The sequence below is a fragment of the Ottowia thiooxydans DSM 14619 genome, assembly GCF_000422885.1.
In the GTDB taxonomy this organism is placed as follows: domain Bacteria; phylum Pseudomonadota; class Gammaproteobacteria; order Burkholderiales; family Burkholderiaceae_C; genus Ottowia; species Ottowia thiooxydans.
The window spans coordinates 296,653-323,012 of sequence record NZ_AUGX01000008.1 but is presented as its reverse complement, the minus strand read 5'-3'; the positions used below and the strand labels follow the sequence as shown (position 1 = coordinate 323,012).

The 26,360-nt window shown below is 59.8% G+C and carries 23 protein-coding genes; 18 read left to right on the top strand and 5 right to left on the bottom strand.

What is annotated here, in order from left to right; all coding sequences use genetic code 11:
• Positions 1 to 61 precede the first annotated feature (61 nt).
• Genes G518_RS0105240 through G518_RS0105230 form a run of 3 tightly spaced genes read right to left on the bottom strand, consistent with a single transcriptional unit; the run spans position 62 to position 3,932 of the window.
• The gene (locus tag G518_RS0105240) at positions 62 to 1,408 is read right to left on the bottom strand and encodes a UDP-glucose dehydrogenase family protein (protein ID WP_028601634.1); all 1,347 of its coding nucleotides are present in this window, start codon (positions 1,406 to 1,408) and stop codon (positions 62 to 64) included.
• Positions 1,405 to 2,415 (bottom strand): NAD-dependent epimerase, encoded by a 1,011-nt coding sequence (locus tag G518_RS0105235; RefSeq protein WP_028601633.1) that lies wholly within the window; start codon positions 2,413 to 2,415, stop codon positions 1,405 to 1,407. The genes G518_RS0105240 and G518_RS0105235 overlap by 4 nt, the downstream gene beginning before the upstream one ends.
• Complete coding sequence (locus G518_RS0105230) at positions 2,412 to 3,932, bottom strand: glycosyltransferase family 39 protein (protein WP_051236096.1); 1,521 nt, start codon at positions 3,930 to 3,932, stop codon at positions 2,412 to 2,414. The genes G518_RS0105235 and G518_RS0105230 overlap by 4 nt, the downstream gene beginning before the upstream one ends.
• A 60-nt stretch (positions 3,933 to 3,992) precedes the next feature.
• Here G518_RS0105230 and G518_RS33980 point away from each other — a divergent pair, with 60 nt between their 5' ends.
• Positions 3,993 to 5,006 carry a glycosyltransferase family 2 protein gene (locus tag G518_RS33980; RefSeq protein WP_036593605.1) on the top strand — a complete coding sequence of 338 codons (1,014 nt, stop codon included), beginning with the start codon at positions 3,993 to 3,995 and terminating at the stop codon, positions 5,004 to 5,006.
• A complete protein-coding gene (locus G518_RS0105215) occupies positions 5,003 to 5,941 on the top strand; it encodes a lysylphosphatidylglycerol synthase transmembrane domain-containing protein (RefSeq protein WP_036593603.1) in 939 nt (312 codons plus the stop codon). Before G518_RS33980 ends, G518_RS0105215 begins: the two co-directional genes overlap by 4 nt.
• Positions 5,942 to 5,991: 50 nt before the next feature.
• Here G518_RS0105215 and hppD read toward each other — a convergent pair whose 3' ends face one another.
• Entirely contained in the window at positions 5,992 to 7,119 is a 1,128-nt protein-coding gene (hppD, locus tag G518_RS0105210) for a 4-hydroxyphenylpyruvate dioxygenase (RefSeq protein WP_028601629.1), read from the bottom strand.
• A 198-nt stretch (positions 7,120 to 7,317) separates the two neighbouring features.
• Here hppD and G518_RS0105205 point away from each other — a divergent pair, with 198 nt between their 5' ends.
• The 11 genes from G518_RS0105205 to G518_RS0105155 all read left to right on the top strand — a co-directional run bounded on the left by G518_RS0105205 (position 7,318) and on the right by G518_RS0105155 (position 19,797).
• On the top strand, positions 7,318 to 7,797 hold the full coding sequence (locus G518_RS0105205) for an Lrp/AsnC family transcriptional regulator (RefSeq protein WP_028601628.1): 480 nt from the start codon (positions 7,318 to 7,320) through the stop codon (positions 7,795 to 7,797).
• A gap of 215 nt (positions 7,798 to 8,012) precedes the next feature.
• The gene (locus G518_RS33975) at positions 8,013 to 9,830 is read left to right on the top strand and encodes an acyclic terpene utilization AtuA family protein (protein WP_051236058.1); all 1,818 of its coding nucleotides are present in this window, start codon (positions 8,013 to 8,015) and stop codon (positions 9,828 to 9,830) included.
• Between the two features lie 352 nt (positions 9,831 to 10,182).
• Positions 10,183 to 10,845 carry a GNAT family N-acetyltransferase gene (locus G518_RS0105195; protein WP_245597902.1) on the top strand — a complete coding sequence of 221 codons (663 nt, stop codon included), beginning with the start codon at positions 10,183 to 10,185 and terminating at the stop codon, positions 10,843 to 10,845.
• 298 nt (positions 10,846 to 11,143) lie between these two features.
• Positions 11,144 to 12,031 carry a CorC family transporter gene (locus G518_RS0105190; protein ID WP_028601626.1) on the top strand — a complete coding sequence of 296 codons (888 nt, stop codon included), beginning with the start codon at positions 11,144 to 11,146 and terminating at the stop codon, positions 12,029 to 12,031.
• A gap of 9 nt (positions 12,032 to 12,040) precedes the next feature.
• Positions 12,041 to 13,678 carry an apolipoprotein N-acyltransferase gene (lnt, locus tag G518_RS0105185; RefSeq protein ID WP_028601625.1) on the top strand — a complete coding sequence of 546 codons (1,638 nt, stop codon included), beginning with the start codon at positions 12,041 to 12,043 and terminating at the stop codon, positions 13,676 to 13,678.
• Between the two features lie 67 nt (positions 13,679 to 13,745).
• Positions 13,746 to 14,654, top strand: coding sequence for a glycine--tRNA ligase subunit alpha (glyQ, locus tag G518_RS0105180; RefSeq protein ID WP_028601624.1), 909 nt, complete (start codon positions 13,746 to 13,748; stop codon positions 14,652 to 14,654).
• Between the two features lie 24 nt (positions 14,655 to 14,678).
• Positions 14,679 to 16,811, top strand: a complete 2,133-nt coding sequence (glyS, locus tag G518_RS0105175; RefSeq protein WP_028601623.1) for a glycine--tRNA ligase subunit beta — start codon at positions 14,679 to 14,681, stop codon at positions 16,809 to 16,811.
• Complete coding sequence (locus G518_RS0105170; protein ID WP_028601622.1) at positions 16,811 to 17,449, top strand: hypothetical protein; 639 nt, start codon at positions 16,811 to 16,813, stop codon at positions 17,447 to 17,449. Before glyS ends, G518_RS0105170 begins: the two co-directional genes overlap by 1 nt.
• Positions 17,450 to 17,459: 10 nt before the next feature.
• Positions 17,460 to 18,059: a D-glycero-beta-D-manno-heptose 1,7-bisphosphate 7-phosphatase gene (gene gmhB, locus G518_RS0105165; RefSeq protein WP_028601621.1), complete on the top strand. Its 600-nt coding sequence runs from the start codon at positions 17,460 to 17,462 to the stop codon at positions 18,057 to 18,059.
• The gene (locus G518_RS0105160; RefSeq protein ID WP_028601620.1) at positions 18,056 to 18,802 is read left to right on the top strand and encodes a lysophospholipid acyltransferase family protein; all 747 of its coding nucleotides are present in this window, start codon (positions 18,056 to 18,058) and stop codon (positions 18,800 to 18,802) included. The genes gmhB and G518_RS0105160 overlap by 4 nt, the downstream gene beginning before the upstream one ends.
• Before the next feature lie 38 nt (positions 18,803 to 18,840).
• A complete protein-coding gene (locus G518_RS0105155; RefSeq protein ID WP_156909286.1) occupies positions 18,841 to 19,797 on the top strand; it encodes a M48 family metallopeptidase in 957 nt (318 codons plus the stop codon).
• A gap of 89 nt (positions 19,798 to 19,886) precedes the next feature.
• Here the strand turns inward: G518_RS0105155 and G518_RS0105150 are convergent, their stop codons facing one another.
• Positions 19,887 to 20,951, bottom strand: coding sequence for an MBL fold metallo-hydrolase (locus G518_RS0105150; RefSeq protein WP_028601618.1), 1,065 nt, complete (start codon positions 20,949 to 20,951; stop codon positions 19,887 to 19,889).
• Positions 20,952 to 21,089: 138 nt separating this feature from the next.
• On the opposite strand from G518_RS0105150, the gene G518_RS0105145 reads away from it, so the two are divergent.
• The 5 genes from G518_RS0105145 (at position 21,090) to aceK (ending at position 26,310) form a co-directional block, all read left to right on the top strand.
• The gene (locus tag G518_RS0105145; RefSeq protein ID WP_036593599.1) at positions 21,090 to 21,515 is read left to right on the top strand and encodes a MerR family transcriptional regulator; all 426 of its coding nucleotides are present in this window, start codon (positions 21,090 to 21,092) and stop codon (positions 21,513 to 21,515) included.
• Entirely contained in the window at positions 21,512 to 21,940 is a 429-nt protein-coding gene (locus G518_RS0105140; protein ID WP_028601616.1) for a PaaI family thioesterase, read from the top strand. Before G518_RS0105145 ends, G518_RS0105140 begins: the two co-directional genes overlap by 4 nt.
• A gap of 545 nt (positions 21,941 to 22,485) precedes the next feature.
• Entirely contained in the window at positions 22,486 to 23,667 is a 1,182-nt protein-coding gene (locus G518_RS0105135) for an isovaleryl-CoA dehydrogenase (protein ID WP_028601615.1), read from the top strand.
• A 30-nt stretch (positions 23,668 to 23,697) separates the two neighbouring features.
• Positions 23,698 to 24,384 (top strand): carbonate dehydratase, encoded by a 687-nt coding sequence (gene can, locus G518_RS33970; RefSeq protein WP_051236054.1) that lies wholly within the window; start codon positions 23,698 to 23,700, stop codon positions 24,382 to 24,384.
• A 21-nt stretch (positions 24,385 to 24,405) separates the two neighbouring features.
• Entirely contained in the window at positions 24,406 to 26,310 is a 1,905-nt protein-coding gene (aceK, locus tag G518_RS33965; RefSeq protein ID WP_084651503.1) for a bifunctional isocitrate dehydrogenase kinase/phosphatase, read from the top strand.
• Positions 26,311 to 26,360: the final 50 nt, after the last annotated feature.

Genomic DNA, 26,360 nt, shown 5'->3' with positions numbered 1-26,360 from the left:
GCCTTCAAGCCCGCCGGCGGGCTTGCATACGGGCTTGCCGTGGGCAAGCCGTTTCACCTCGTCAGCTCAAACTCGCAGGTTTCTGCGCTGCACGGCCGATCGAGGAATAGCCGAGACCATGGCGTGCCAGCAGCGCTGGGTCGTATAGATTGCGGCCATCGAAGACCATGCGGTCTTTCAGAAGACGCGCCATCTGCGCAAAATCCGGTACCCGGAAGGTCTGCCACTCGGTGACGATTGCCAGGCAGTGGGCGCCCTCTAGCGCGGCTCCTGGTGTTGCTGCCAATGTCAGATCGGCACGCTCACCATAGACGCGCCGCGCCTCCTGCATGGCCACGGGATCGTGGGCCTGCACGCTCGCGCCGGCCTCCCAAAGGGCCTCCATCAGCGATCGGCTGGGGGCTTCCCGCATGTCATCGGTGTTGGGCTTGAAAGCCAGGCCCCACAGCGCCACCACTTTTCCCTTCAGCTCACCGCCGTAGAAAGCATTGATGCGCTCGAACATCACGCGCCGCTGAGCTTCGTTGCGCCGTTCTACCGCCAGCAACAGCTCCGGAGAAAAATCCGTACTGCGAGCGGTGTGGATCAGCGCTTTCACATCTTTCGGAAAGCAACTGCCGCCATATCCCAGGCCCGGGTAGATGAAGTGGTAGCCGATGCGCGGATCGCTGCCAATACCTCGTCGCACGGCTTCGACATCAGCGCCCAGGCGCTCGGCCAGATTGGCGATCTCATTCATGAAGCTGATCTTGGTGGCCAGCATGGCGTTGGCGGCGTATTTGGTCAGCTCCGCACTGCGGATGTCCATCACCACGATCTTCTCGTGATTGCGGTTGAATGGCGCATACAGCTCGCGCAAACGGGCTTCTGCCGCAGGGCTGTCGGTGCCGATCACGATGCGGTCAGGCCGCTTGCAGTCAGCTACCGCAGCGCCTTCCTTGAGAAATTCAGGGTTGGAGACCACATCGAAGGCGTACTCCACCCCACGTTCTTTCAGCACCTCGCGCACCGCGGCGGCCACCCGATCCGCAGTGCCCACCGGCACCGTGGATTTATTGACCAGCGTGCGCGGCCCATCCATGTGCCGGGCAATGGTGCGCGCTACGGCCAGGACATGCTTCAGGTCGGCGCTGCCGTCTTCATCTGGCGGCGTACCGACGGCCAGAAAAATCAGCTCGCCGTGCGCCACGCCTTCCGCCGCGTCGGTCGTGAAGCGCAAGCGGCCAGCCGCCTGGTTTTCCAGCACCAAAGGCGCTAAACCTGGTTCATGGATTGGAATCTGGCCCGCTTTGAGCCCGGCGATCTTGGCCGCGTCAATATCGATGCAGATGACGTCGTGGCCCACATCGGCCAGCACAGTTCCTTGGACCAGACCGACATAGCCGGTGCCGAAAACGCTGACTTTCATAAATGATGGAAATCCCGATACCAGTTAATGAAACGTGCCACGCCTTCACGTACAGGCGTGGCGGGCTCAAAGCCCACCCATTCGGCAAGCGCTGTCGTGTCGGCCGCTGTGCTGTGCATGTCGCCCGGCTGCTCCGGCAGCAAGCGTTGCACGGCCTTGACGCCAAGCGCAGACTCCAGCGCTCCGATGTATTCCGACAGCACCGTAGGTGTGCTGTTGCCAATGTTGAAAATCCGATGTGCAGCCGCTCCCGTGGCGGGATTGGGCGCTTTTGCATCGTAGCTCGGGTCTGCGGTGGCTGGCTTGTCCAGCACGCGCAGTACACCTTCCACGATGTCATCGATGTAAGTGTAGTCGCGCAGCAGCTTCCCGTGCCCGTACACATCAATTGGTTCACCCGCAAGTATGGCGCGGGTGAACTTGAAAAGCGCCATGTCAGGGCGTCCCCATGGTCCGTAAACGGTGAAAAAGCGTAACCCCGTGGCCGGGAAGCCAAAGAGGTGGCTGTACGTATGCGCCATCAATTCGTTGGCCCGCTTGGTGGCCGCGTACAGACTGATGGGGTGATCGACCGGGTCATGCTCCGAAAATGGCAGCTTCGTGTTGCCGCCATAGACGCTGGAGCTGCTGGCATACACGAGGTGCTCCACCGGCTGAGCACGGCAGCCTTCAAGGAGGTTCACAAACCCCGCCAGATTCGAGTCCACATAGGCATGGGGCGCCTCCAGCGAATACCGAACGCCAGCCTGAGCCGCCAGGTGCAGTACACGCTGAGGCCGGATGCGCTCAAACAGCGCAGCGATGGCAGCGCGGTCAGCAATGTCCATGCGCTCGAAGGAAAAGCGCGGGTTCGGCGTGAGGCGGGCCAGCCGGGCTTCCTTCAGGCTGACGTCGTAATAGGCGTTCAGATTGTCGATGCCCGTAACCGAATGCCCAAGGGCGAGCAGGCGCTCGCAGGCGTGCATGCCGATGAATCCGGCGGCGCCGGTGACCAGGATCTCGCTCACGGGGTGGTTCTCGCGGGTTGCCAGGCAAACTCATAGTGTGCGGGCGGCAGTTTGTGTAGTTGGTGGAAAGGCAGATCGATGCCCAGCACCGCCATCGGCCCCAGCCCACTTTGAGCGCGAGCCCACCAGTCCGGCTCCACACGGTCGGAGCGTGAGATCAGCAGCAAGCCTTGGCCCGCCAAGCGTGCGCGCTCGGCGGAGGCGGCGACGCAGGCCGCCACGTCCTGACCGTCATCCGCGGTGCAAGCCCTCGCTGGCGCTTGTGGGAATCTGGTGCGCAGGGTACCTGCAAGCATATGGTCTGCCGCAACAATGGGGCTGCGGCCATCGTAGCCCGCATCTCGGAGCGTTCCAGCCAGCTCCAGCACCGGGTGGTTGAGTTCATCCGCATCTCCGCGTATCAGGCCGAACCACAGTCGCGCACCTGCAGCTACCAGCAGCAGGACCGCAATCACGGTGACTGCGGCTGTGTACCGACCTGCGCGCGGGTGCTGTTGCAGGTCTGGTCGAACTGCGAAGGCCATCAGAGGCACCACACACAGTAGAGGAAGCAGCCAGCGTTCCCGGAAAGTCGTGACCCCTCCTAGCAGCACCATACCTACAAGCGCCAGCGTGACCAACATCAGGTAGCGCCTGAAAAGGGGCAAGGCCCAGGGTGTGACCGACGCTGCAGACACAGACTTGCGCCACCAACTGGTACGAAACGCCCAAAGGGCCACCACGCTCCACAGTAGCAGCACGCCAAGCAAGCTGGTGAACAGGCTGAACAGTCCCTTGGTCAGTGAAGGGTCGGCCTGAATCTGCATCTTGTGCAAGGTTCCGGCGGTGGCTTCCTGAAGGTGGGTCATCAACCAGCTTGCGTGGGGCAAAAACACCAGTGCGGCGACGATGGGAGTCCACCACCAGCCGCGAGAGAGCAGGGCGCGCCGTGCTTCTGGCACCATGAGCGCGGCCAGCACCATGGCCCCGGCAACCAGGGCAAAACTGTATTTGGACAGCATGCCGATCCCGCAAGCGAGACCCAGCAACGCGAAATCGCGCTGGCTCGGTCGTTTGATCAATCGAAACAGCATCCACCACGCAGCGCAGGCCATGGCCGTGACCAGGATGGAATGTGTCTGATCGCGCACGGAATACCAGCCCAGTGGCGGTAGCAACAGCATGCTGGCCGAGGCCCACCAGGCGCCGCGTGGACCGAGCAGTTCCCGCCCCGCACCCCACATCAGCACATAGGTGAGCACCAGCGCGGAGTGTTTGAGGGCGGAAAGGGCCAGCACGCTCGGCCCAAAGACTGAGTTGAACGCCCATTGCAGCCAGGTGTAGAGCGGCGGCTGAGCACCGTAGCCAAGCGCCAGATTCTGAGACCAGAGTATTTGCTCTGCTTCATCCCATTTCAGCGCAGGCGAAATCGCCAGCCGCACGGCCACATGGGCAGCAGCCAGCAGCAGTAGCCACAGCAGTGGATGGGCGATGACGGAGCCCAAAGGCGGCGACTTCTGCGGGTCGGAAAGATTCATGGGGCGATCGAAAGGCAACGACGGATCGTACCGCGAGGCGAGGCAAGGCAAAATGTGGCGATGATTCAAGATCTCGAAGCCGCGCCGGATGTCTCCATCGTGGTGCCTATCTACAACGAAGTCGACAATCTGCGCGACCTGGTCGACCGCATCGCCCAGGCGATGGCCAGCCAGACACTTTCCTTTGAGCTGTTGGCTGTGGACGACGGCTCTACGGACGCCAGTGCGGCGCTGCTCCGGGAACTCGCTGCCGAGCGCCCTTGGTTGCGAGCTATCTGCCTGGTGCGCAATTACGGACAATCCAGCGCGCTTCAGGCTGGTTTTGACCGTGTGCGCGGCCGTTATGTGGTGACGCTGGATGCTGATCTGCAGAACGAACCTGCTGATATCCCGCTCCTGCTCGATCGGCTGGAAAAAGATTCTTCTGTAGACATGGTCAGTGGCTGGCGCAAGGACCGGCAGGATGCGGAAATTTCCCGCAAACTCCCTTCGCGCATTGCTAACCGGCTGATTTCCCGCGCCACTGGCGTGCATCTGCACGATTACGGTTGCGCGCTGAAAGCGTACCGGAGGCCTATCATTGACCGGATTCGCCTCTATGGAGAGTTGCACCGTTTCATCCCTTCTCTGGCCAAGGAGGCGGGCGCGCGCATCACGGAGGTGCCGGTGCGCCACCATGCGCGCACCAGGGGCGTGTCCAAGTACGGTATTGATCGCACCTTCCGAGTCATTCTCGATCTGATTCTGATCGTGTTTTTCATGCGCTATCGCCAGCGCCCTCTGCATGCCTTCGGTGGCTTAGGCCTCTGGCTGGTAACGCCGGGCGCGCTGATTCTTACCTGGCTTTTCGCCCTCAAGTTGATTGGCGAAGACATTGGCGGGCGCCCCTTGTTGTTGATGGGCGTGATGCTGGTACTGATGGGTATGCAATTCATCGCTGCCGGACTGATGGGCGAACTACTCATGCGCATCTACCACGAGGCGGGTGGGGCGCCGCAATACCACGCCAAAGAGTACGGTAGAGAAAGCGCCTCGCCTTCGGTGCAGCCAGAACCCCCGGCTCCCATTCAGTGAAGCCATCGCACAAAGCTTTGCTGCGAGGCCTGCTCGGGCTGGCCTTGCTGGCGGTGGTGCTGGCTTTGGCGGACCCAGCGCGGGTGATTGCCGCCTTGCGTCAGGCGCACCCAGGCTGGGTCTTGACCGGGCTCGTGTTGGCGATTGCCTCCAACGTCGCTTCCGCGCTGCGTTGGCGTGTTTTGGCGCGCTGGTTGGGTGGCGACCTGGGGCTTGGCAACGCGCAGCGCTGGTATTTTCAGGCCATGGGCTTGAATGCACTGCTCCCGGGCGCCGTGGTGGGGGGTGATGTGTACCGGGCCATGATGCTGCGGCGCGCCGGGCAAGACACGCTGGCATCTACCTGGTCAGTGATCATCGACCGCATGAGCGGTCTGTGGATGCTGTGCGCCATAGGTGGGTTGGGCGCCGTGCTATCCGCCCCTCGATTGGGGGCAGAGTTGAGTGTCGATCCCACGTTGCTCTCAGCCTTGATGCTGGTCTGTACCTTGGCATGGTTGGCGTTGCCTTGGTTGCTACCGCCGCTGTTGCGCCTGTGGAAGGGGCCCGGTGAGCGCTGGATTGGTCCACTGCGCATAGCGGCACAGCGCCCCGATTTCGCCGCGCAAGTGGGGGTGCAGGCGCTGTGGTCAGCGGCCGTGCAGGTGTTGTCTGCGGCGGCGCTGGCGGCGGGCGCGTACGCGCTAGGCGTGCGTTTGTCCCCTGCAGCTTGGGCGTTTGCCATTGCACCCATATTCCTGATGGCAGCTTTGCCCGTGAGCGTGGGAGGCTGGGGCACCCGCGAGGCGGCTGCGGTAGCGGCGCTAGCTCCGTTTGGCGTTGCTCCCGCGGCGGCGGTGGGCGGAGCGATGGTCTATGGCCTCTATAGCCTTGTGCAAGGCGCTGTGGGTGCACTCACGTTCGGGATGCCCGGGCGTAAAACGCAGAGACCTTAAAGCGATATTTACGCCCTGAGGTCCTTAAGCCTAAATGCCTTGCACGGCGCTCACTCCACCTTGACCACCCCTCGCTTCATCTGATCCAGCTCCATCGTCTCGAACAGCGCTTTGAAATTGCCTTCGCCAAAGCCTTCGTTGCCTTTGCGCTGGATGAACTCGAAGAAGATGGGTCCGAGCTGGTTCTCGCTGAAAATCTGCAGCAACAGCTCGCCTGGCTCTCCATCCACGAGGATGTTGCGCGATTGAAGCTCACCAATGGGCTCTTTCAGGCCAGGAATCCGGGCAGGCAGGAGCTCGTAGTAGGACTCGCTGGTATTTAGCAGCTTGATACCTGCCATTTGCAAGGAATCCACGGTGTCGTAGAGATTTTTGGTGGAGAGTGCGATGTGTTGCACCCCTTCGCCTTGATAGCTGTCCAGATACTCCTGGATCTGGCCTTTGTTTTCATTGCCCTCTTCATTGATCGGGATGCGAATTTTTCCGCAGGGGCTGGTCATGGCCTTGCTCTTGACCCCGGTGGCCTGACCTTCAATGTCAAAGTAGCGAACTTCGCGGAAATTAAAGAGACGCTCGTAGAAGCTCGACCACTCCGCCATGCGTCCCTTGTGCACGTTGTGCGTCAGGTGATCGATCACGGTCATGCCGTAGCCTTCCGGGCTGATCGCAGCGGAGCCGCTCACGCCTGGCAAGGGTTCGAAATCAACATCATAGAAACCAATGTTGCCAATATCGCCTTCTTTTGCACCTTTCTTTCCACGCCAACGGTCGATCAGGTAGATGATCGAGTCGCCAATCCCCTTGATGGCGGGAATGTTCAGCTCGCCCGGCCCGGCTTGGCCGGCGTAGCCCCAGGCACCCAGACTCAGTGCTCGCTCATAGGCTTTCTTGGCGTCCTGCACCCTAAAAGCAATGGCGCAAATACTGGGGCCATGCAGGCGCGCGAAACGCTGGGCGAAGCTGTCAGGCTCCGCGTTGATGATGAAATTGATCTCGCCTTGGCGATACAGCAGCACGTTCTTGTGCCGGTGCTTGGCCACCGCTGTAAATCCCATCTGTTCAAACAAGGCTCCCATGGCCACGGGATCCGGTGCCGCGTACTCGATGAATTCGAAGCCGTCAGTGCCCATGGGGTTATCCCAAGTGGTGGGCGCAGTAGTTACGGGTGAAGTGCTCATGGTGGGGTCTCCTGATTGATTTGAGTCAAAGCTCAGAATTCACTACTGTAGTTGGGATGCGCCTCAGCTTTCATGCGTCTTAGAGGAGGTTTCTGCAGTTTTGAGCCGAGAATGGGGTGATTTTTGTTAATCTGCGCTGATTGCATGCGTCAATATGAATTTTGACGCTGAAATTTCCTTTCGTGGACTCCACTCAACATGCTCGCCCCAGCCCTGGATAAACTCGATCGCGCCATCCTTGATGGCTTGCAGGCCAATGGCCGCGCCACCTGCGAGGCCATTGGCGAGCGGATTGGCCTGTCCGCCTCTGCTGTCTTGCGACGCATCAAGAGGCTTGAAGATGCTGGCGTCATTGATCGTTATGTGGCTCTGTTGCGGCCGGAAGCCTTGGGCCTGGGTTTGGTTGCTTATGTCAATGTCCGGCTTGAAAAGCACGCCGAAGGCGCCAAGCGAAACCCAATGGATGTGTTTCGGGCCAGCGTCCAGGGCTGGCCCGAGGTCATTGAATGTGTCGCGCTGACTGGCGAGATGGACTTCCTGCTTCGCTTGGTGGTGGCCGACATGAGCGCCTATTCCCGGTTCATGATGGACACACTGCTGCGCCACCCTTCAGTTCAAGACTGCAAGACAAGCTTCGTCATGGATCGGGTGAAAGCCACCACGGCCTATCCGGTGTAGGTGAGGGTGCATTGCCGCTCGGGAAGGTGCGGCGGGTCCACTTCCAGGCAAGCCGCGCAGGCCGTTGCCACATTGGGCGAACCTGAGATGCCGTCTTGTATTCCTTATTTTCTTGAAGCCAATGGAAGTAGAAATTAAAAGTTCTATTGACAGAACTATAAAATAATAAAGACAATTCCAATTGGCTTGTTTGAATCGGAATTAAAGGAATCGGAATGAATGCACCGCGAACGCTGCGAATCGGGGGAGCCTGCGCTTTTTGGGGTGATAGCAACCATGCGGTTGGGCAACTTGTTCACGGCGGGAACGTCGACGTGCTGGTGTTCGACTATCTCGCCGAACTCACTCTGTCGATCATGGCTGCGGCCAAGGCGCGCAATCCCGCCATGGGCTATGCCACAGACTTCGTCAAAGCGGTGGCGCCTCACTTGCCAGAGATCGCTGAGCGTCGCATCCGGTTGCTCAGCAATGCAGGCGGCATGAACCCTCAGGCTTGCGCGGAGGCTTTGCGCAAGGCTGCGGATGCGGCCGGTGTGCAGTTGCGTATCGCGGTGGTAGAAGGCGACGATCTCCTGCCGGTGCGGGATCAGATTCAGGCTGCGCAAGTGCGTGAGATGTTCACCGGCGCCAGTTTGCCAGCCGGGCTGAACAGCATGAATGCCTATCTAGGCGCCATGCCTGTGCTGGCGGCTTTGCGCTCTGGCGCGGACGTGGTCATCACCGGCCGATGCGTAGACAGTGCGCTGGCGCTAGCCGCGCTCATGCACCACTTCGATTGGCAAGCTGATGACTATGACCGCTTGGCCGCAGGAAGCCTTGTGGGTCACATCCTCGAATGCACCACGCAGACCACTGGCGGCTTGTTCACGGATTGGTGGAAGGTGCCCGGCTGGGAGAATATGGGCTATCCCATTGCTGAATGCGAGGCAGATGGCAGCTTTGTGCTGAGCAAACCACCGGCCACCGGCGGGCTCATAACACCCTTGGTTGCTGCCGAGCAGATGCTCTATGAAGTGACGGAGCCAGCCAACTACCTGTTGCCAGACGTGTGCTGCGACTTCACGTCTGTCACGATCACGCAAGTGGCCGAGAACCGCGTACGGTTTGCGGGGGCACGTGGCCGCAAACCCACCCCCACCTACAAGGTCAGCGGGACCTGGCTGGACGGCTACCGGTTGACCACCACGCTGACCTTCGTTGGTGCCGATGCGGTGGCCATGGGGCGTCGGGCCATGGAGGCCATCCTGACGCGCACCCGCCGTATTTTGGTAACTGCCGGGCTCGATGACTTCACGCGCACCAGCATAGAGGTGCTGGGAAGCGAGCTTCCTTCCTTTGGCGCACAAGCACGTGCAGATGCCCGTGAAGTGGTCGTGCGCTTGGCGGTGCACCACAGCGACGCCAGGGCCCTGGAATTGTTGGCCACCGAAGTGGCGCCCATGGGCGTGGCAGGCGCGCCGGGAACCACGGGGTTTAGTGGCCGGCAAAAATCAAGCCCCATTTTTCGCCTCTTTTCCTTCACGTGGCCCAAAGCATCCGTTCCCGTGGGGGTTTTTATCGACAACCAACTACAGCCCGTAGAGGTCCCGGTGGGTGAAAAGACCGAGAGCGCTCCAGCGCCAGGCGCGCGCTTCGAGCCTCTTTCTCGCCCGTTGGGCAGCACCACGCGCGTCCCTCTCTCGGCCATTGCCGTCGCGCGCAGCGGAGACAAAGGCGACCGCGCTCACCTGGCAGTGATTGCTCGGACCCCCAAGTTCGCGGCCCTGATTGGTCAACAGTTGACCGCTGAGGTCGTGAAGGGGTATTTCGCCCATTTGGTCATGGGCGTGGTTCATCGTTATGACGTGCCGGGCATTCATGCCTATAACTTTGTCCTGGACCAAGCCCTCGATGGCGGCGGATCGTCTTCGCTTCGTAACGACCCTTTAGGTAAAACCTTTGGGCAAATCGTTTTAACCTGCCAGGTGGATGTTCCAAGCGCTTGGCTGGACGAGCTGGAGCAGGGGTTTCAAGGGCAGGTCGCCACCGTGTAAGCATCCGGCACGCGGGGGCGTGGCATTGATTCGGTGAAAGAGCACGAGCTTTGGCCCGACTGGGGCTAGACGTTCTTAAACATCGCCACCTATCGGATCTGCTTGCGCGTGCGGCCTGCAATTGGCCTTCCGAAAAAACCGCGCTTCGTACGTGCCCCCCAAATCAGGGAAGACCGGCGTTCGCAGAGCACCACCCATGCCATTTGCCGGGCACCCCCACCGCGTTTTGCGAGGCCTTGTGGTGTGCCGATGAAGGGCGTGGCGGCTACTATTTCGCGTTTTTTGCTGCAATGCAGCAAAAAAGGGTCATTTTGGAGTTTTGACTCTAGGGAAGAACCCTAATATGGAAGCCATGAATACTTTGAACCGCTCCTCCGCCGGGCATGGCTCGGCCATCGTACCGATTCGCGAGATCGGTTCGCGGTACCGCGAGCAAGTGGCACGTCATCTGTTGTCACTTGATGAGCGCGACCGTTACCTACGCTTTGGTTATGCCGCCAATGATCGGCAGATCGGTGCCTATGTGAATGGCATTGATTTCACGCGTGACCGGGTCTTCGGAATCTTCAACCGCAAGCTCGAGTTGATTGCGTTCGCACATTTGGCCCGTGCAAGCGAGTTTCGTCCCTCCCGGCTCGCTGAATTCGGTGTGTCCGTGGTCAAGCATGCACGCGGTCGTGGCTATGGTTCACGCCTTTTTGAGCGTGCTGCCATTCACGCGGCCAACGAAGGCGTGAACGTGCTTTATGTCCATGCGCTGGCGGAAAACGCAGCCATGATCCGGATTGCCCGGAAAGCTGGAGCCAGCGTGGAGCGTTCAGGTGGCGAAAGTGAATGCCATCTGCAGTTGCCTGTGGCTACGTTGGAAACCCGCGTGAGCGAGTTGTTTTCAGAGCGCGTGGGCCAACTTGATTACTGGCTCAAATCCGAGTTCTCCCATATGCGGAATTTGTTGGGCTTTGTGCAGCAAGTTCGTTTGGGCGTTCAGGAAGCGCGTCATAAAGCGGGTAGCTAGAAGGCTGTCGGACTTGGAAATCGCCGGCTGCAAATGGGCCGCAGCGGTCCATTTTTCACGGTCTTTTTGACCCATAGCTAGGCTATGGGCCTGCAAATCCCGTGAAAACTGTCCTCGCTGGGGCACATTTTCGCTATCGGCGCTCCAAGTCCGACAGCCTCCTAGGAAATCCTTGCCTGGGTTGTTGAGGCTACGCCACCTGCCCAGCCAGGAAAATCTTGCAATACCCCGGGTTTGACCGCGATTTCCGCTATCCTAGAGCGGTTCGCAACTACCGCACGTCCTGCACACCCAGACCTTGGCTGACCCGCATCCCGCGCACTCCTCTTACTCTGCTTCCGAGCGAGAAGACAAACGCAGCTTATTTCAGAAACTCGTCGAGTTCATCAACCCCGGCCCTGATTCGACAGATGAACTGATCGAAACCTTGGCAGAGGCTGAGGACAATCAGGTGATCAACGCCGAAAGCCGGGTCATGCTGGAGGGCGTGCTTCGCATGGCCGACATGACGGCTGGCGATGCCATGGTGGCCGCGCCACGCATGGACTTGCTGAATATCGACGCGCCGTACGAGGAATTGCTGAGGGAGGTCATCTCGACCGCTCATTCGCGTTTTCCGGTCTACCAGGACGAGCGCGAGAACATCATTGGCATCCTGATGGCCAAGGACCTGCTCAAGCTGCAACGGGCCCCGGAGCTGAATATTCGCACACTGCTTCGCCCAGCCGTGTTTGTTCCGGAGACCAAGGGATTGAACGAGTTGCTGCGAGCATTTCGCATCAACCGCAATCATCTGGCCATCGTGGTCGATGAATTCGGTCGCACAGCGGGTTTGATCACCATTGAAGACGTGCTTGAGCAGATCGTCGGTGAGATTGAGGACGAATTCGACATCGACGCTGACGCGGGTGATATCTTCGCGCTGGCAGACAACACTTGGCGCGTGGCGGGTGATACCCCGCTTGAGCGCGTCAACGAGTCCTTCGGCGTTCAGTTGGGTACTCATTCCGACAGCGATCTGGAAGTCGACTTTGACACCATCGGGGGTCTGATCGCCCATGAAATGGGTCACGTACCCAAGCGCGGCGAGCGTTTCCAATTGGGTGGCCTTGATTTCGCGGTGCTACACACCAAGGGCGGCGCAGTGCGCTGGTTCAAAGTGACGCCAACTGGCGCTCCAGACTAAAAATCCTCCATGAGTTTCGCGCGCCGGTTCGCCTGCTCTCCTATGGCGCTGGCCGCAGGCTGCGCGCAGGCGTTTTCCATCGGTGATCCGTGGACAGGCCAGCCGCATTGGTGGCTACAGGTGCTCAGTCTCGCATTCCTGGTGTGGCAGCTGGTTCATCGAACCGAGCGAACCACATCGTGGAGTGCCAGCACCTGGGGCACTCCGCAGGTTGAAGCGGGATGGCGTACAGGCTTGTGGCTAGGCTGGCTGTTCGGGTTGGGCTGGCTGACCGGCACATTCTGGTGGTTGTTCATTTCCATGCACACCTATGGTGGGCTGAATGCCGTGCTGGCGGTGATGGCGGTATTGGGGCTAGCCGGTTTACTGGCGCTTTACTACGGCTTCGTTTGCGCGGTCTTCATGGCGTTGACGCCTTCGCGCAGGAATGCAGGCGGCTTGGCCCCCGCACTTCTATTTGCCGCGTTATGGACACTGGCCGAGCTGGCCCGTGGCAGTTGGTTCACTGGCTTTCCATGGGGCGCGGGTGGATATGCCCACATAGATGGGCCGCTGGCCTTCCTGGCACGATACGGAGGCGTGTACAGCATAGGTTTTGTGGCCGCGGCGCTGGCGGCGTTGCTGGTATTGGCGCCCCGTTTTCGCTGGCGCGCCTGGCCTATTTACGCTGGAATGGCGTTGGTCGTGGCGCTGGGTGGCGCAGGCTGGGCAGCGCGGCAGTGCGCTGTCGATGGCACTGCCGGTTTTTGTCCAGTCTCGGCTTCTCCTGCGCAGCCGCTGGTGATGAGTGTGGCCCTTCTGCAAGGCAATATTCCGCAAGACGAGAAATTCGTGCCCGGCACGGGTGTCATGGACTCCTTGCGCTGGTATGGCGAGCAACTGCGCGACGCCGAGGCCACCCTGGTGGTGGCACCTGAAACCGCCGTGCCGGTGCTGCCCCGCCAATTACCTACGGGCTATTGGGAAGCGTTGGCAGCCCGATACGACGGCGGTGCTCAGGCTGCGCTGCTGGGCATACCGCTGGGCGACATGGAAGCGGGCTACACCAATTCCGTGGTCGGTTTCAAACCTGGCCAGACGGAGCCCTACCGTTACGACAAGCATCACCTTGTGCCCTTTGGTGAGTTCATCCCGCCGTTTTTCAAATGGTTCACGCAGATGATGAACATTCCACTGGGCGATTTCGAGCGCGGCGCTGTGGGCCAAGCTTCGTTCGAATGGCAGGGTCAACGGCTCGCGCCCAATGTCTGCTATGAGGATTTGTTTGGCGAGGAGCTGGCCGCCCGGTTTGCCACGCCTGCCAACGCACCTACTGCCTTGGTCAACCTCAGCAATATTGGCTGGTTTGGCGACAGCATAGCGATTGGTCAGCACTTGCAGATCAGCCGCATGCGTACGCTTGAATTCGAACGCCCCATGCTCCGAGCCACGAATACGGGCGCCACGGCAGTCATTGACCACCGAGGCCAAGTCACCCATGAGCTGCCCCGTTTGACGCGAGGCGTTCTGAAGGCCCAATTCGAGGGTCGCACCAACCTGACCCCGTTCGCCAACTGGGCCTCTCGATTCGGGTTGTGGCCGCTCTGGGGGCTGTGCTTGGCTCTGGTTCTGTGGGGCATCGCCGGGTCAGTGCGGGGCCGCTCTTAGAATCTAGGTTTTTACGTGACCGTGAGACGGTCGCGCTTTTCTCGTTTCTTGCCCGGGCCACCGCCGCATGCTTACCTTCCAGCAGATCATTCTCAAGCTCCAGCAATACTGGGACGCGCAAGGCTGCGCGCTCCTTCAGCCCTATGACATGGAGGTCGGGGCCGGTACTTCCCATACCGCCACTTTTCTGCGTGCCATAGGCCCTGAGCCCTGGAAAGCCGCCTATGTGCAGCCCAGCCGTCGCCCAAAAGACGGCCGCTATGGGCAAAACCCCAATCGCATGCAGCATTACTACCAATTTCAGGTGGTGCTCAAGCCCGCGCCGGCCAATATCCTGGAGCTCTACCTGGGCTCGCTGGAGGCCCTGGGCTTCGATCTGAAGAAAAACGACATCCGTTTCGTTGAGGACGATTGGGAAAATCCCACACTCGGCGCCTGGGGCTTGGGCTGGGAGGTCTGGCTGAACGGCATGGAAGTGACCCAGTTCACCTATTTCCAGCAAGTAGGGGGCATTGATTGCAAACCGGCCACTGGTGAGATCACCTACGGCCTGGAGCGCCTGGCCATGTACCTGCAAGGCGTGGACAACGTCTTCAACCTCACCTGGACCGAAGGCCTGAGCTATGGCGACGTCTACCTGCAAAACGAGCAGGAACAGTCTGCCTACAACTTCGAGCATTCAGACGCTGAATTCATGTTCACTGCGTTCAATGCATATGAAAAGCAAGCCAAGCACCTGATTGAGCAGCAATTGGCGTTGCCTGCCTATGAGCAAGTGCTCAAAGCCGCGCATACCTTCAACCTGCTGGATGCGCGCGGCGCCATTTCCGTGACCGAGCGCGCCGCCTACATAGGCCGCATTCGAAATCTGGCCCGCGCTGTGGCGCAGAGCTACTACGAATCCCGCGAGCGCCTGGATTTTCCACTGGCTCCGCGCGAGTGGGTAGCGCAAATGCCGCCCCGAAAAGCCGCTTGAACAGGCTGATCTGAATTGACTTCCATGACCGCGCAAAACCTCCTGATTGAACTCTTCGTTGAAGAGCTGCCCCCCAAGGCATTGAGAAAACTGGGCAACGCTTTCGCTACTGTCCTTCACGAACAGTTGAAGGCGCAAGGCTTGGCTGATGAAACCTCCATCGCCACGGCCTACGCCAGCCCGCGCCGCTTGGCGGCGCACATCACGCAAGTGGTCGACAAGGCGGCAGACAAAGCAGTGCAACAAAAGCTGATGCCCGTGAGCGTTGGCCTCGACGCCAATGGCAATGCCACGCCAGCCCTTTTGAAACGCTTGCAGGCCGCAGGTGCCGATGCCAGCGCCGTACCTCTCTTGCGGCGGGCGATGGATGGCAAGGCGGAAGCTTTGTTCTACGACAGCGTGGCCTCTGGCACAACGCTTGAGACCGGCCTGCAGAAAGCCCTGGCCGAAGCCATTGCCAAGCTGCCCATTCCCAAGGTCATGACCTACCAGCTCGAATCGGGTTGCGAGCTTCCTGGCTGGAGCAGCGTGCAGTTCGTTCGCCCTGCGCACGGACTGGTGGCTCTGCATGGCACCAGCGTCGTGCCAGTTTCCGCGCTGGGCCTGACGGCCGGCCGGAACACGCACGGCCACCGCTTTGAAGCCTCCGTTGACCCCATAGAGCTTGGGCATGCCGACAGTTATGCCGTCAGCTTGCGTGAGCAGGGCGCGGTCATTGCCAGTTTTGAAGAACGTCGCGCCGCTATTGAGGCGCAGCTCAAGGAGTCCGCTGCCCGTGCTGGCAAGGATCTCGCAGCGATTGAGGATGAGGCGCTGCTCGATGAGGTGACGGCGTTGGTCGAACGGCCTAACGTGCTGATCTGCGAATTCGAACCACAATTTCTCGATGTGCCGCAGGAGTGCTTAATTCTCACGATGAAAGCCAACCAGAAGTATTTTCCGCTTCTGGACTCCCATGCGCGGCTGACGAACAAGTTCCTGGTGGTGAGCAACATCACCCCCGAAGATCCAAGCGCCGTCATCGGCGGCAATGAGCGCGTGGTGCGTCCACGCCTGGCAGACGCCAAATTTTTCTTCGATCAGGACCGCAAAAAGACCCTTGCCGAGCGCGTGCCTGCGCTGGCCAAGGTGGTCTATCACAACAAGCTGGGTACGCAAGGCGAGCGCACCGAGCGCGTACGCGCCATAGCTCGTCTCATTGGCCAGCAACTTGGCGGAGATGTTCTGGCCAAGGCGGCGGATCAGGCTGCCATGCTGGCCAAGGCCGATCTCTTGACGGACATGGTGGGTGAATTCCCGGAACTGCAGGGTGTGATGGGCGGCTACTACGCTCGCCACGACGGGCTGTCCGAAGACATCGCCTTCGCCGTGGAAGACCATTACAAACCCCGGTTTGCCGGCGATGAGCTGCCCCGGGGCCAGGCCGGTACGGTGGTGGCCTTGGCCGACAAGCTGGAAACACTGGTTGGCATGTTCGGCATCGGCAATTTGCCGACTGGCGACAAGGATCCCTTTGCCCTGCGCCGGCACGCTCTCGGCATCGTGCGCATGCTGGTGGAGAAAAAACTCCCCCTCGATATGCCCAGCGTGCTCGCGCAGGCGGCCAGCGTATTTGGCAACTTGCTGCCCGAAAGTGACAAGAGCAACGCGCTGCTGCTCAACTTTTTCTACGAACGGGTGGCGAGCTACCTGCGCGAACTGGGCTACAGCACGCAAGAAGTCGATGCCGTGATCTCGGTTCGGCCGCTTTGGGGTGAAATGCCTCCGCGTTTGGACGCCGTGCGCGCGTTTGCCCAGCTACCAGAAGCTCCAGCCCTGGCCGCTGCTAACAAGCGCATTGGCAACATTCTGAAAAAGGTGAGCGAAGCCGAGGCTGGCGCCGCCGTCAGCGAGTCGCTACTGCAAGAGCCCGCCGAGAAAGCTCTCCATGCCGCGATGCAAAAGGTGGTGCCAAGCGCCAATGCGCAGTTTGAAGCCGGTGATTACACGGGGTCTCTTCAAACCCTGGCAGCGTTTCGCGAACCGGTGGATGCCTTTTTTGATGGCGTGATGGTCAACGCGGAGCAATTGGATCTTCGCCTGAACCGCCAGGGTCTTCTCAAGCAGTTGCATCAAGCCATGAACCGCGTGGCTGATTTGTCGCGCTTGGCTGCCTGATGAACCAAGTCACCGCCGAATCACCGGCGGCAGAGCGCCGCACGGCGCGCGCAGCCTGGGTGCTGTTCGCGCCGCCTTTTGCGGTGGCCGCATTGCAGTGGTGGTTGGCCACTTTGAGCCAGAAAGACACTACGCCGCTCCAAGCCTTGCGGGCCGCTGGCGCCTCGCATGAAAGCGGAGTAGGCAGCCTGATGCTGCAGGCCAGCGGGCCTTTTCTGTGGATGGTCGCGGTGCTGGTGCTCACCGTGCTGGTGGCGCGGTGGTCCTGGCGCCGTTATGGTGGGCCCCGAGTGATTCGGGTGGCCGCCGTTTTGTGGGTTTTGATGTGCGCCGCAGCCCTGCTGGCTGTGGGTTACGCCTACCTTAACCGCATGGGTCGTGAGGCCGCACCCGCGCGGACGGCTATCGTCATACAGGCCCGCACCCAGACGGCTTCAGAGCGCAGCCCCGGGGGCGCGGTGGTGCTGGCGCGTGTGCCGGGATTGGAAGCACCGCAGAGCGTATTGCTCGAAGAGGCGGATGCGGCCCGGCTGCCGGCCGGAACTCCAGTCACGTTATCCTTGGCGCAAGGTCGGTTCAGTGGCTTGTATGTCACCGACTGGCGCATTGAAGCCCCACTTGCTACGCCAACGAGATAATTCTCCCATCATGAAATTCGTCATCGTCGATCGTGACGGCACCATCAACGTAGAGCGCGAAGGCTACATCCAGACGCCGGAAGAGTGGGAACCACTGCCCGGTGCCCTGGACGCCATCGCGCGCTTGAACCATGCAGGCTTCCAGGTGGTCGTCGCAGCCAATATGCCCGGGCTTGGGCGGGGCTTGTTTGATGTGGCCGCGCTCAATGCCATTCATGCACGCATGAACAAGCAACTGGCCGCGGTAGGGGGGCGTGTGGAGGCGGTTTTCTTCTGCCCTCATGCGCCCGATGAGGGGTGCAATTGCCGCAAGCCCTTGCCAGGCCTGTTCCAACAGATCGGCGAGCGCTACAAGGTGGATTTGAGCCAGGTGCACGCGGTGGGCGATGGCGTGCGTGACGTGCAGGCTGCCGTCGCCGCCGGCTGCGTGCCGCATCTGGTCATGACTGGCATAGGGGCGCCTTTATCGACCAATCCTTTGCCGCCTGAGTTTCCCGCCGGTACGCGTGTTCACGCCGATCTCGCAGATTTCGCTACCACGTTCATTGCTGAAGCAGAGGCCACAGCCAAGGCTTCAGCCGCTTCGACGCTTCAAACTAAATTACCATGAATTTCATTCGTTCCGTGCTGCATCTGGTGTGGATGGTGGTCACCGTTATCCCATGGGCCCTGGCCGTGCTGATCGCCGCTCCGTTCATGAACAGTACCCGCATCTACTGGATGTGCGCAGGTTGGCTCAAGCTAGCGGTGAATGGTGGCACTGTGATCCTGGGCATCAAGAACCGCGTCACAGGCATGGAAAATCTTCCGGTGGGAAGCAAGGACGGTGCGGTGCTGCTGGTCAAGCATCAATCCACGTGGGAAACCTTCAGCATGCCGGCGATCATGCCTCACCCGCTGGCGTATGTATTCAAGAAGGAGCTTCTGCGAGTGCCGTTCTTCGGCTGGGCCATGTCGCGCATGGACATGATCCATATTGACCGTAGCCGAAGGGCTGAGGCCTTCAATAAGGTAGTTGCGCAGGGCCGCAGGCTGACGGGCGAGGGCGTCTGGGTGATCATGTTTCCCGAAGGCACACGCATTGCGCGCGGCGAAAAGGGTCAGTACCGCTCAGGCGGCACACGTCTGGCCATTGAGTGCGGAACGCCGGTGATTCCTATTGCAGTGACTTCAGCCAAGTGCTGGCCGCGCAAAGCTTTCATCAAACGCCCCGGCATCGTTGATATTTCGATTGGCCCGCAGATTCCCAGCGCAGGCCGCAAGCCCGACGAGCTGATGAAAGAGGTGGAAAACTGGATCGAAACCGAGATGCGGCGCCTGGATCCCGAGGCCTATGACAAGGCTGCTGTCTGAGGCACCAGTCAACTCATTCCAAGCATTGACAGCGTCATATGCCTTCATGGATAGCTGATATGCGGCAGTTGGCATTCGATTGGTTCGGCGGCAACGAAGCTTTGCCGAATGGCGGCAGTGAGGCCAAGCCAAAGGCTCCGCCAGTCACCACGGAAAAGGCGCCACCATTGCCTAAGAAGCCGGGCGTCTATGTTCCTGCCGAGCCGTTCACCAGCGTGCTGAGCCGCGTCAATTTCGCCCATCCGCGTGCCAACCGCGAGATTGCTTTTGAGCATGCGCTTGTAGCCTATGAGTTTCGCCGCGGCAAGCGGCGCACCATAGGTTTTACGGTAGGCGCAGATGGGTTGGTTGTAAGCGCTCCCCGCGTCACCTCGATCAAGGAAGTCGAAGCTGCGTTACGCGAGAAAGAGCGCTGGATCATCGCCAAGCTTGGTGAGGCGCACGAGCGCCATCAACGCATGGAGTCCACGCGCATCGAATGGCGCGACGGCGCGAGCATCCCTTTTCTCGGTGAGCCAGTTTTCCTGGAAATCGATCCGAGGCAGCGGCATGGAAGCGGTGGCGCGGTATTGCAGGCAGACGGGGAATCAGTACCCGGCGTTGCACACCGGACGCTGCAACTGGGCCTGCCAAACACGGCCACCACGGAGCAGCTACGAGACACTACCCAAGCTTGGCTCATGCGCCAGGCAAGGCGTGTGTTTACCGCCCGTCTGGACCACTTTGCGCCGCAATTGGGCGTTCAGTGGAAGAAACTTAGCTTGTCTTCGGCCGGTACCCGTTGGGGTTCAGCCAGTGCCGATGGTTCAATCCGCCTGAACTGGCGCTTGGTGCATTTCAGCGAGCCCATCATCGACTACGTGGTGGTGCACGAATTGGCCCACCTGCGCGAGATGAACCATGGCCCACGTTTTTGGGCTCACGTAGAAAGCGTCATGCCGGACTATGCGAGCCGGCGCGGCGAACTCAAGGATGAAGCCGTTCCCAAGTGGTGAGCGCAGGCTGTTCAGGAACGTGTTCCAGGGAAAGTTAGAGTCTCCTGAGGATAGGGCGGTTCGTCCGCAGGCCTGTAAACACTCGCTCCTCAACCAATAAGGCTGAATCTCCAGACGCCCTCGGCGTCACGTTGGCGTTTCATTTTTCCGCCGTACCAAAGCCGGTGCAAATGCGCCACCGATTCACCGAGAGCGAACGTGGTTTGATGAAGATCTAGCGGGCGCTTGAAAAGCACCGGCAACATCTCGTAGCCCGACACTGGGCCAGCCTGGGCGGCTTCGATGACTTCTTCCAGCCGGTCACGGTGGTGGTCATGCAACTGTTGGATGCGGGTGTGCAAACCGGTGAAAGGCTTGCCATGTGAAGGCAGCACCAGGGTTTCCTGCGGCAGCGGCTTGAATCGATCAATCGAGTCCAGGAACAGGGTGAGCGCGTCTGCTTCTGGCTCCATCTCATACACGCTGACATTGGTGGAGATACGGGGCAGAACCATGTCGCCGCTGATCAACACGCCCAGCGCCTCGCAATACAGCGCCATGTGTTCCGGCGCGTGACCATAGCCGGCGATGCAGCGCCAAGCGTTGCCGCCGATTGTGACCGTGCCGCCGTCCAGAAGGCGCGCAAAGCTGGCAGGCACCGCCGGTACCAGGTTACGGTAATAGGACTTGCGGTTACGAATCTGTTCGAGATCGTCGGGATTTGTCATGCCATGGCTTGCGAAATAACGTGCCAGCCGATCACCACCGAAACTGTTCACGACCTCGCACCCATAGCGTGCCGTCTGGTAATCGGTGCTGCTGATCCACAGCGGGACATCCCAGCGTTCACATAGCCAATGCGCCAGTCCAATGTGGTCTGGGTGCATATGGGTGACGATCACCCGCAGAACCGGCAGGCCGTTCAGCTCTTTGGTGAACACAGTCTCCCAATCGGCGCGCGACTGTGGGTGATCAATACAGCAATCGACCACTGTCCAGCCTTCTCGCCCATCGATGCGGTCACGCACCAGCCACAAATTGATGTGGTTGAGTACAAAGGGCAGGGGCATGCGCAGCCATTTCACTCCTGGCGCGACTTCCATGGTGCCGCCAGACGCGGGGAGATCATCGCCCCAGGGGTAATTCAGGGCGCGTTCAAGTTCAGTGGCGTTCATCCGAATAGTGGCTCGTTGAATGTGAAGTACGATGGAGGGAAGTTGACGTTAACGTCAACTATGTTTTCATTTTAGTAAGAGATCCTATTTTTTGCTGCACACAGGCGACAGCCGCTTGCGGCCAAGCCTTCTATCGCCATGACGTCCACCACCTTCTCCATCAGCGATCTGGCGCGCGAATTCGATCTGACTGCGCGCGCCATGCGTTTCTATGAAGATATGGGCTTGCTGCAACCCGGGCGTTCCGGCCCTGGGGGCCGGACTCGCATCTACACCGGGCGTGATCGCACGCGCTTGAAGCTCACACTGCGTGCCAAGCGCCTGGGTTTATCGCTGACCGAAGCCAAGGAACTGATCGACATGTACGACAGTCCGCGCGATACGGGTCCGCAACTGGAGAAATTCCTGTGCGTGTTGGCGGATCACCGGGCTCACCTTGAGGCGCAGTTGGCGGATTTACAGGCCACGCTGGCGGAGGTCGGTGAGCACGAGAAAGAGGCTCGCGCACTTTTGGCCGGCAACAGGAAGGTGTCAGGCAGCTCCACCTCGAAATCAAAAAAATGAATACTTCAGAATTTCAGCGTATAGCCGCGAGCTTCGCGCGCCAAGGCATGATGCTGCATCTGGGCGCCGAGTTACGGCGTGTGGAGCCCGGCTTGGTCGAGATATGGCTGCCCTATTCCGACAAGGTCACGCAGCAGCAGGATGGCTTTCATGGCGGAGCCATGGGCGCGGTGGCCGACATTGCTGGCGGCTATGCGGGCCTGACGGTCGCCCCTGACGGCATGGAAGTTGTCACGGTTGAGTACAAAATCAATTTCCTTGCCAGCTTCAAGGGTGGAGCGCTGCGAGCGATAGGCAGGGTGACCAAGCCCGGCAAGCGGCTCATCATCACCAGCGCTGAGGTGCTTCACGTCGCGGAGGATGGACAGCAGTCTGCCTGCGCCTTGATGCAGCAGACCTTGATGCCTGTTGCCAAAACCTACTAGAAAATGGGCCCCCCCCTGAGTCCCCTTCGGTGCCTTCCCCCCAGGGGGACAACGCCAATGGCCGGCGCAGGTCCGTCCATGGCGTTCCACGCATGGCCTGCTCCGCGGCCTTTTGACTCCCTCTCCCACTTGTGGGAGAGGGTTGGGGTGAGGGGCGGCGGCGCATCTATGGAGGCGACGCATGGCATTGGCGCTTGTGGGCTGAAGAAAATGAGGCATCCCCTGAGTCGCCTTCGGCGCCTTCCCCCTCTTTCCCTGCGGGAGGGGGACAACGCCAATGGCCGGCACAGGTCCGTCCATGGCGCTCGCGCATGGCCTGCTCTGCGGCCTTTTGACTCCCTCTCCCACTTGTGGGAGAGGGTTGGGGTGAGGGGCGGCAGCGCATCTATCGAGGCAACACATGGCATTTCATGGCGTTCCGTGCATGGCCTGCAACGCGGCCGTTTGTGGATAAGGTAGCCCTGGAATGAAACTCCCTGAGTTGACTTCCCACGTTAATCAATTCCCTGGATGATTCGAAAATTGGCTTTTAAAGGAGACAAAACATGAGCAATTTACCTGGCCTGAACTTCCAACTTGGTGAAGAAATCGACGCGTTGCGTGACGCCGTCCGCTCATTCGCCGAAGCCGAGATTGCCCCGCGCGCGGCGGAAGTCGACCGCACCGACCAATTTCCTATGGATTTGTGGCCCAAGATGGGGGAGCTGGGCGTGTTGGGTATCACGGTGCCTGAGGAATACGGCGGTGCCAACATGGGCTACCTTGCGCACATGATCGCCATGGAAGAGATCAGCCGCGCCAGCGCGTCGATCGGGCTCAGCTATGGCGCCCACAGCAACCTGTGTGTGAATCAGATCAAACGCAATGGCAATTCGGAACAGAAGAAAAAGTTTCTGCCCAAGCTGATCAGCGGCGAACATGTAGGCGCTCTCGCCATGAGCGAGCCGAATGCTGGCAGCGATGTTCTTAGCATGAAGCTGAAAGCGGAAGACAAGGGTGGTTACTACCTGTTGAATGGCACCAAGATGTGGATCACCAACGGCCCTGATGCCGACACCATGGTGGTCTACGCTAAAACCGAACCCGAGCTTGGCGCGCGAGGCGTGACAGCATTCATCGTCGAGAAAGGCATGAAGGGCTTTTCAACCGCTCAGAAGCTCGACAAGCTCGGAATGCGCGGCAGCCACACCGGCGAGATGGTGTTTGACAACGTCGAGGTTCCTGCACACAACGTGCTCGGAGGGCTCAATCAAGGCGCCAAAGTGCTGATGAGCGGGCTGGACTACGAGCGCGCCGTGCTGGCGGGTGGCCCCGTGGGCATCATGCAGGCAGTGATGGACAACATCGTGCCCTATATCCATGACCGCAAGCAGTTCGGGCAGAGCATCGGAGAATTCCAGCTGGTGCAGGGTAAGGTGGCCGATATGTACACCGTGCTTCAGGCAGGGCGGGCGTTTCTCTATACCATCGGTAAAAACCTGGACGCTCTCGGTGCTGAGCACGTGCGTCAGGTGCGCAAGGACTGTGCTTCGGTCATCCTCTGGACTGCCGAGCAAGCCACCCGAATGGCCGGTGACGGCATTCAACTCTTCGGAGGCAACGGCTACATCAATGAATACCCGCTCGGCCGGCTGTGGCGTGATGCCAAGCTTTATGAAATCGGCGCCGGCACGAGCGAAGTTCGCCGCATGCTCATCGGCAGAGAGCTCTTTGCCGAAACCATGTGACCTTTTCTTTTGTTCTCGATCCCCTCTCCTATGGCCTCTACACTGCAACATCTGATCGACAAAAACCGCGAATGGGCTGAACGCGTCGAACTTGAGAGTCCGGGCTTCTTCAAGAACCTGGCGGCTCAGCAATCGCCTAAATACTTGTGGATCGGCTGCTCAGACAGCCGTGTCCCCGCCAACCAGGTCATTGGCCTGGCTCCCGGGGAAGTGTTCGTACACCGTAATGTGGCCAACGTGGTGGTGCACTCCGATCTGAACGCGCTCTCGGTCATTCAGTTCGCCGTGGATGTGCTCAAAGTGGAGCACATCATGGTGGTGGGGCACTATGGCTGTGGCGGTGTGTTGGCGGTACTGCATGAAAAGCGCGTAGGTCTGGCCGACAACTGGCTGCGCCACGTGCAGGACGTGAAGATGCGCCACCGTGGGCGACTGATGCATCTTTGCAATCAGGAGCAGGAAGACACGCTGTGCGAGGTCAATGTGATCGAGCAGGTGGGCAACGTGGCCCAATCCAACGTGCTGCAAGATGCATGGGCGAGGGGGCAGGCGGTGTCGGTTCATGGCTGGTGCTATGGCCTGAAGGATGGGCATGTCAAGGACCTGGGCGTGACCATGTCGAACTCGGAGGAAGTGGTAGATGTGTTTCGCAATGCCATCAAACGCTATCCGCGCGCGCCGGGCGAAACCTCTACCTCCACTGATCTCCATCTCTGAATTAGGCCAATGCGTGAGGCCATGCCAGCGCTAGTACTAGATTCCCCATTGGCCCGCGACATCGCGCAGGCCATGGTCGACGGCTTCAACCGCCACTACCGCCTGTTTCGAACTGAATCGGCGCGCGCCAGGCATCGCTTTGAAACCTGTGACTGGCACGGCCAACAGCGAGCCCAGCGAGAGCGCATCGAGTTCTACGACCTGCGTGTGCGCGAATGCCAGCGCAGGTTGGAGCGTGAATTCAAGGCCGGCGAGCAGCCCATGGAAACATGGCAGCAGATCAAGCTGCATTACATCGGCATGCTGGTGGCGCACAAGCAGCCTGAGTTGGCGGAGACCTTCTTCAACTCAGTCACCACCAAAATCCTGCACCGCAGCTATTTTCACAACGATTTCATCTTCGTGCGCCCGGCGATCAGTACCGAGTACATGGAGACCGATGACCCGAAAGCCAAGACCACCTATCAGGCCTTCTACCCTGAACTAAGCCGGCTTGAGGACACGGTACGCGCGGTGCTCGAATCGTTTGGCCTGCGCATTGCATTCGAAGATATCGAGCGCGATGCCCACTATGTTGCGACCGCGTTGCGCCGCGAGCTGGGCGATAGCCGGCCACGGCCTAATTTCCAGATTCAGGTGCTGTCCAGCCTTTTCTACCGTAACAAAGGTGCGTATCTGGTGGGCAAGGTCATCAACGGTTTTCGTGAGGTGCCGTTTGCGCTGCCCATTCTCCACCGACGACCTGGCACGGTGTTCGTGGATGCAGCCCTGTTTGGCGAAGAAGATCTGCTGCTTCTGTTTTCCTTCTCACGAGCCTACTTCATGGTCGACATGGAAATTCCATCGGCCTACGTTCAGTTTCTGCGCAGCCTCATGCCGCGTAAGCCGCGGGCCGAGATCTACAACGCACTCGGCTTGGCCAAGCAAGGTAAGAACCTCTTCTATCGTGATCTGCTCTGGCACTTGCGCCACAGCTCAGACAAGTTTCGCATTGCGCCGGGTATCAAAGGCATGGTCATGCTTGTATTTGATCTGCCGAGCTTTCCCTACGTGTTCAAAATCATCAAGGATTTCTATCCGCCACCCAAGGAAACCACGCGCGAGCAGGTTCGCGGCAAATACAAGCTGGTCAAGCACCATGACCGGGTGGGCCGAATGGCAGACACCATGGAGTTCTCGCTGCTTGCCTTTCCCCGCGATCGGTTCGAAGATGCGCTGATCGCTGAAATTGAAAAGTATGCGCCCAGCCAGTTGGAGGTTTCTGACCGGGACGGTGACGGCCAGACCGAAGTCATCATCGCGCACGCCTATATCGAACGACGCATGATTCCACTCAACCTGTACCTCCAGGAAGCCATTGACAGCGGCGCGGAGGATGCGGCTTCGGGCGCCCAGCTGGAGCACGCCGTGATCGAATACGGCAACGCCATCAAGGATCTGGTGGCCGCCAACATCTTTCCCGGAGACATGCTCTGGAAGAACTTCGGCGTCACTCGCCATGGCAAAGTGGTTTTCTACGACTACGACGAGATCGAATACATCACCGATTGCAATTTCCGCCAGGTGCCGCTGCCGCGCAACGAAGAGGAAGAAATGAGCGGTGAGATCTGGTACAGCGTGGCCAAGGGAGATGTGTTTCCAGAGACCTTCGGCCCCTTCTTGCTTGGCAACCCGCGCGTGCGAGAAGCTTTCATGCGCCACCATGCCGATCTGCTGGAAGCTGATTTCTGGCAGCGCAACAAAGACCGCATTCAGCGGGGTGATGTCATCGATTTTTTCCCTTACGGAGTACACCGGCGATTCGATGTCAACCATGGCGCCTGGGGCGTTCCCGAAATGGCCGACCCAGCTGCCATGCACAGTGAAACCCCCGCCGACCGGCCGGATACATCAGCACCCATGACCGGCGGGGAACTGTCTGAATGACACCTCGAACGAACTCTCTGCGTTCAGCGATGCAGTTGGTTTGATAAGTC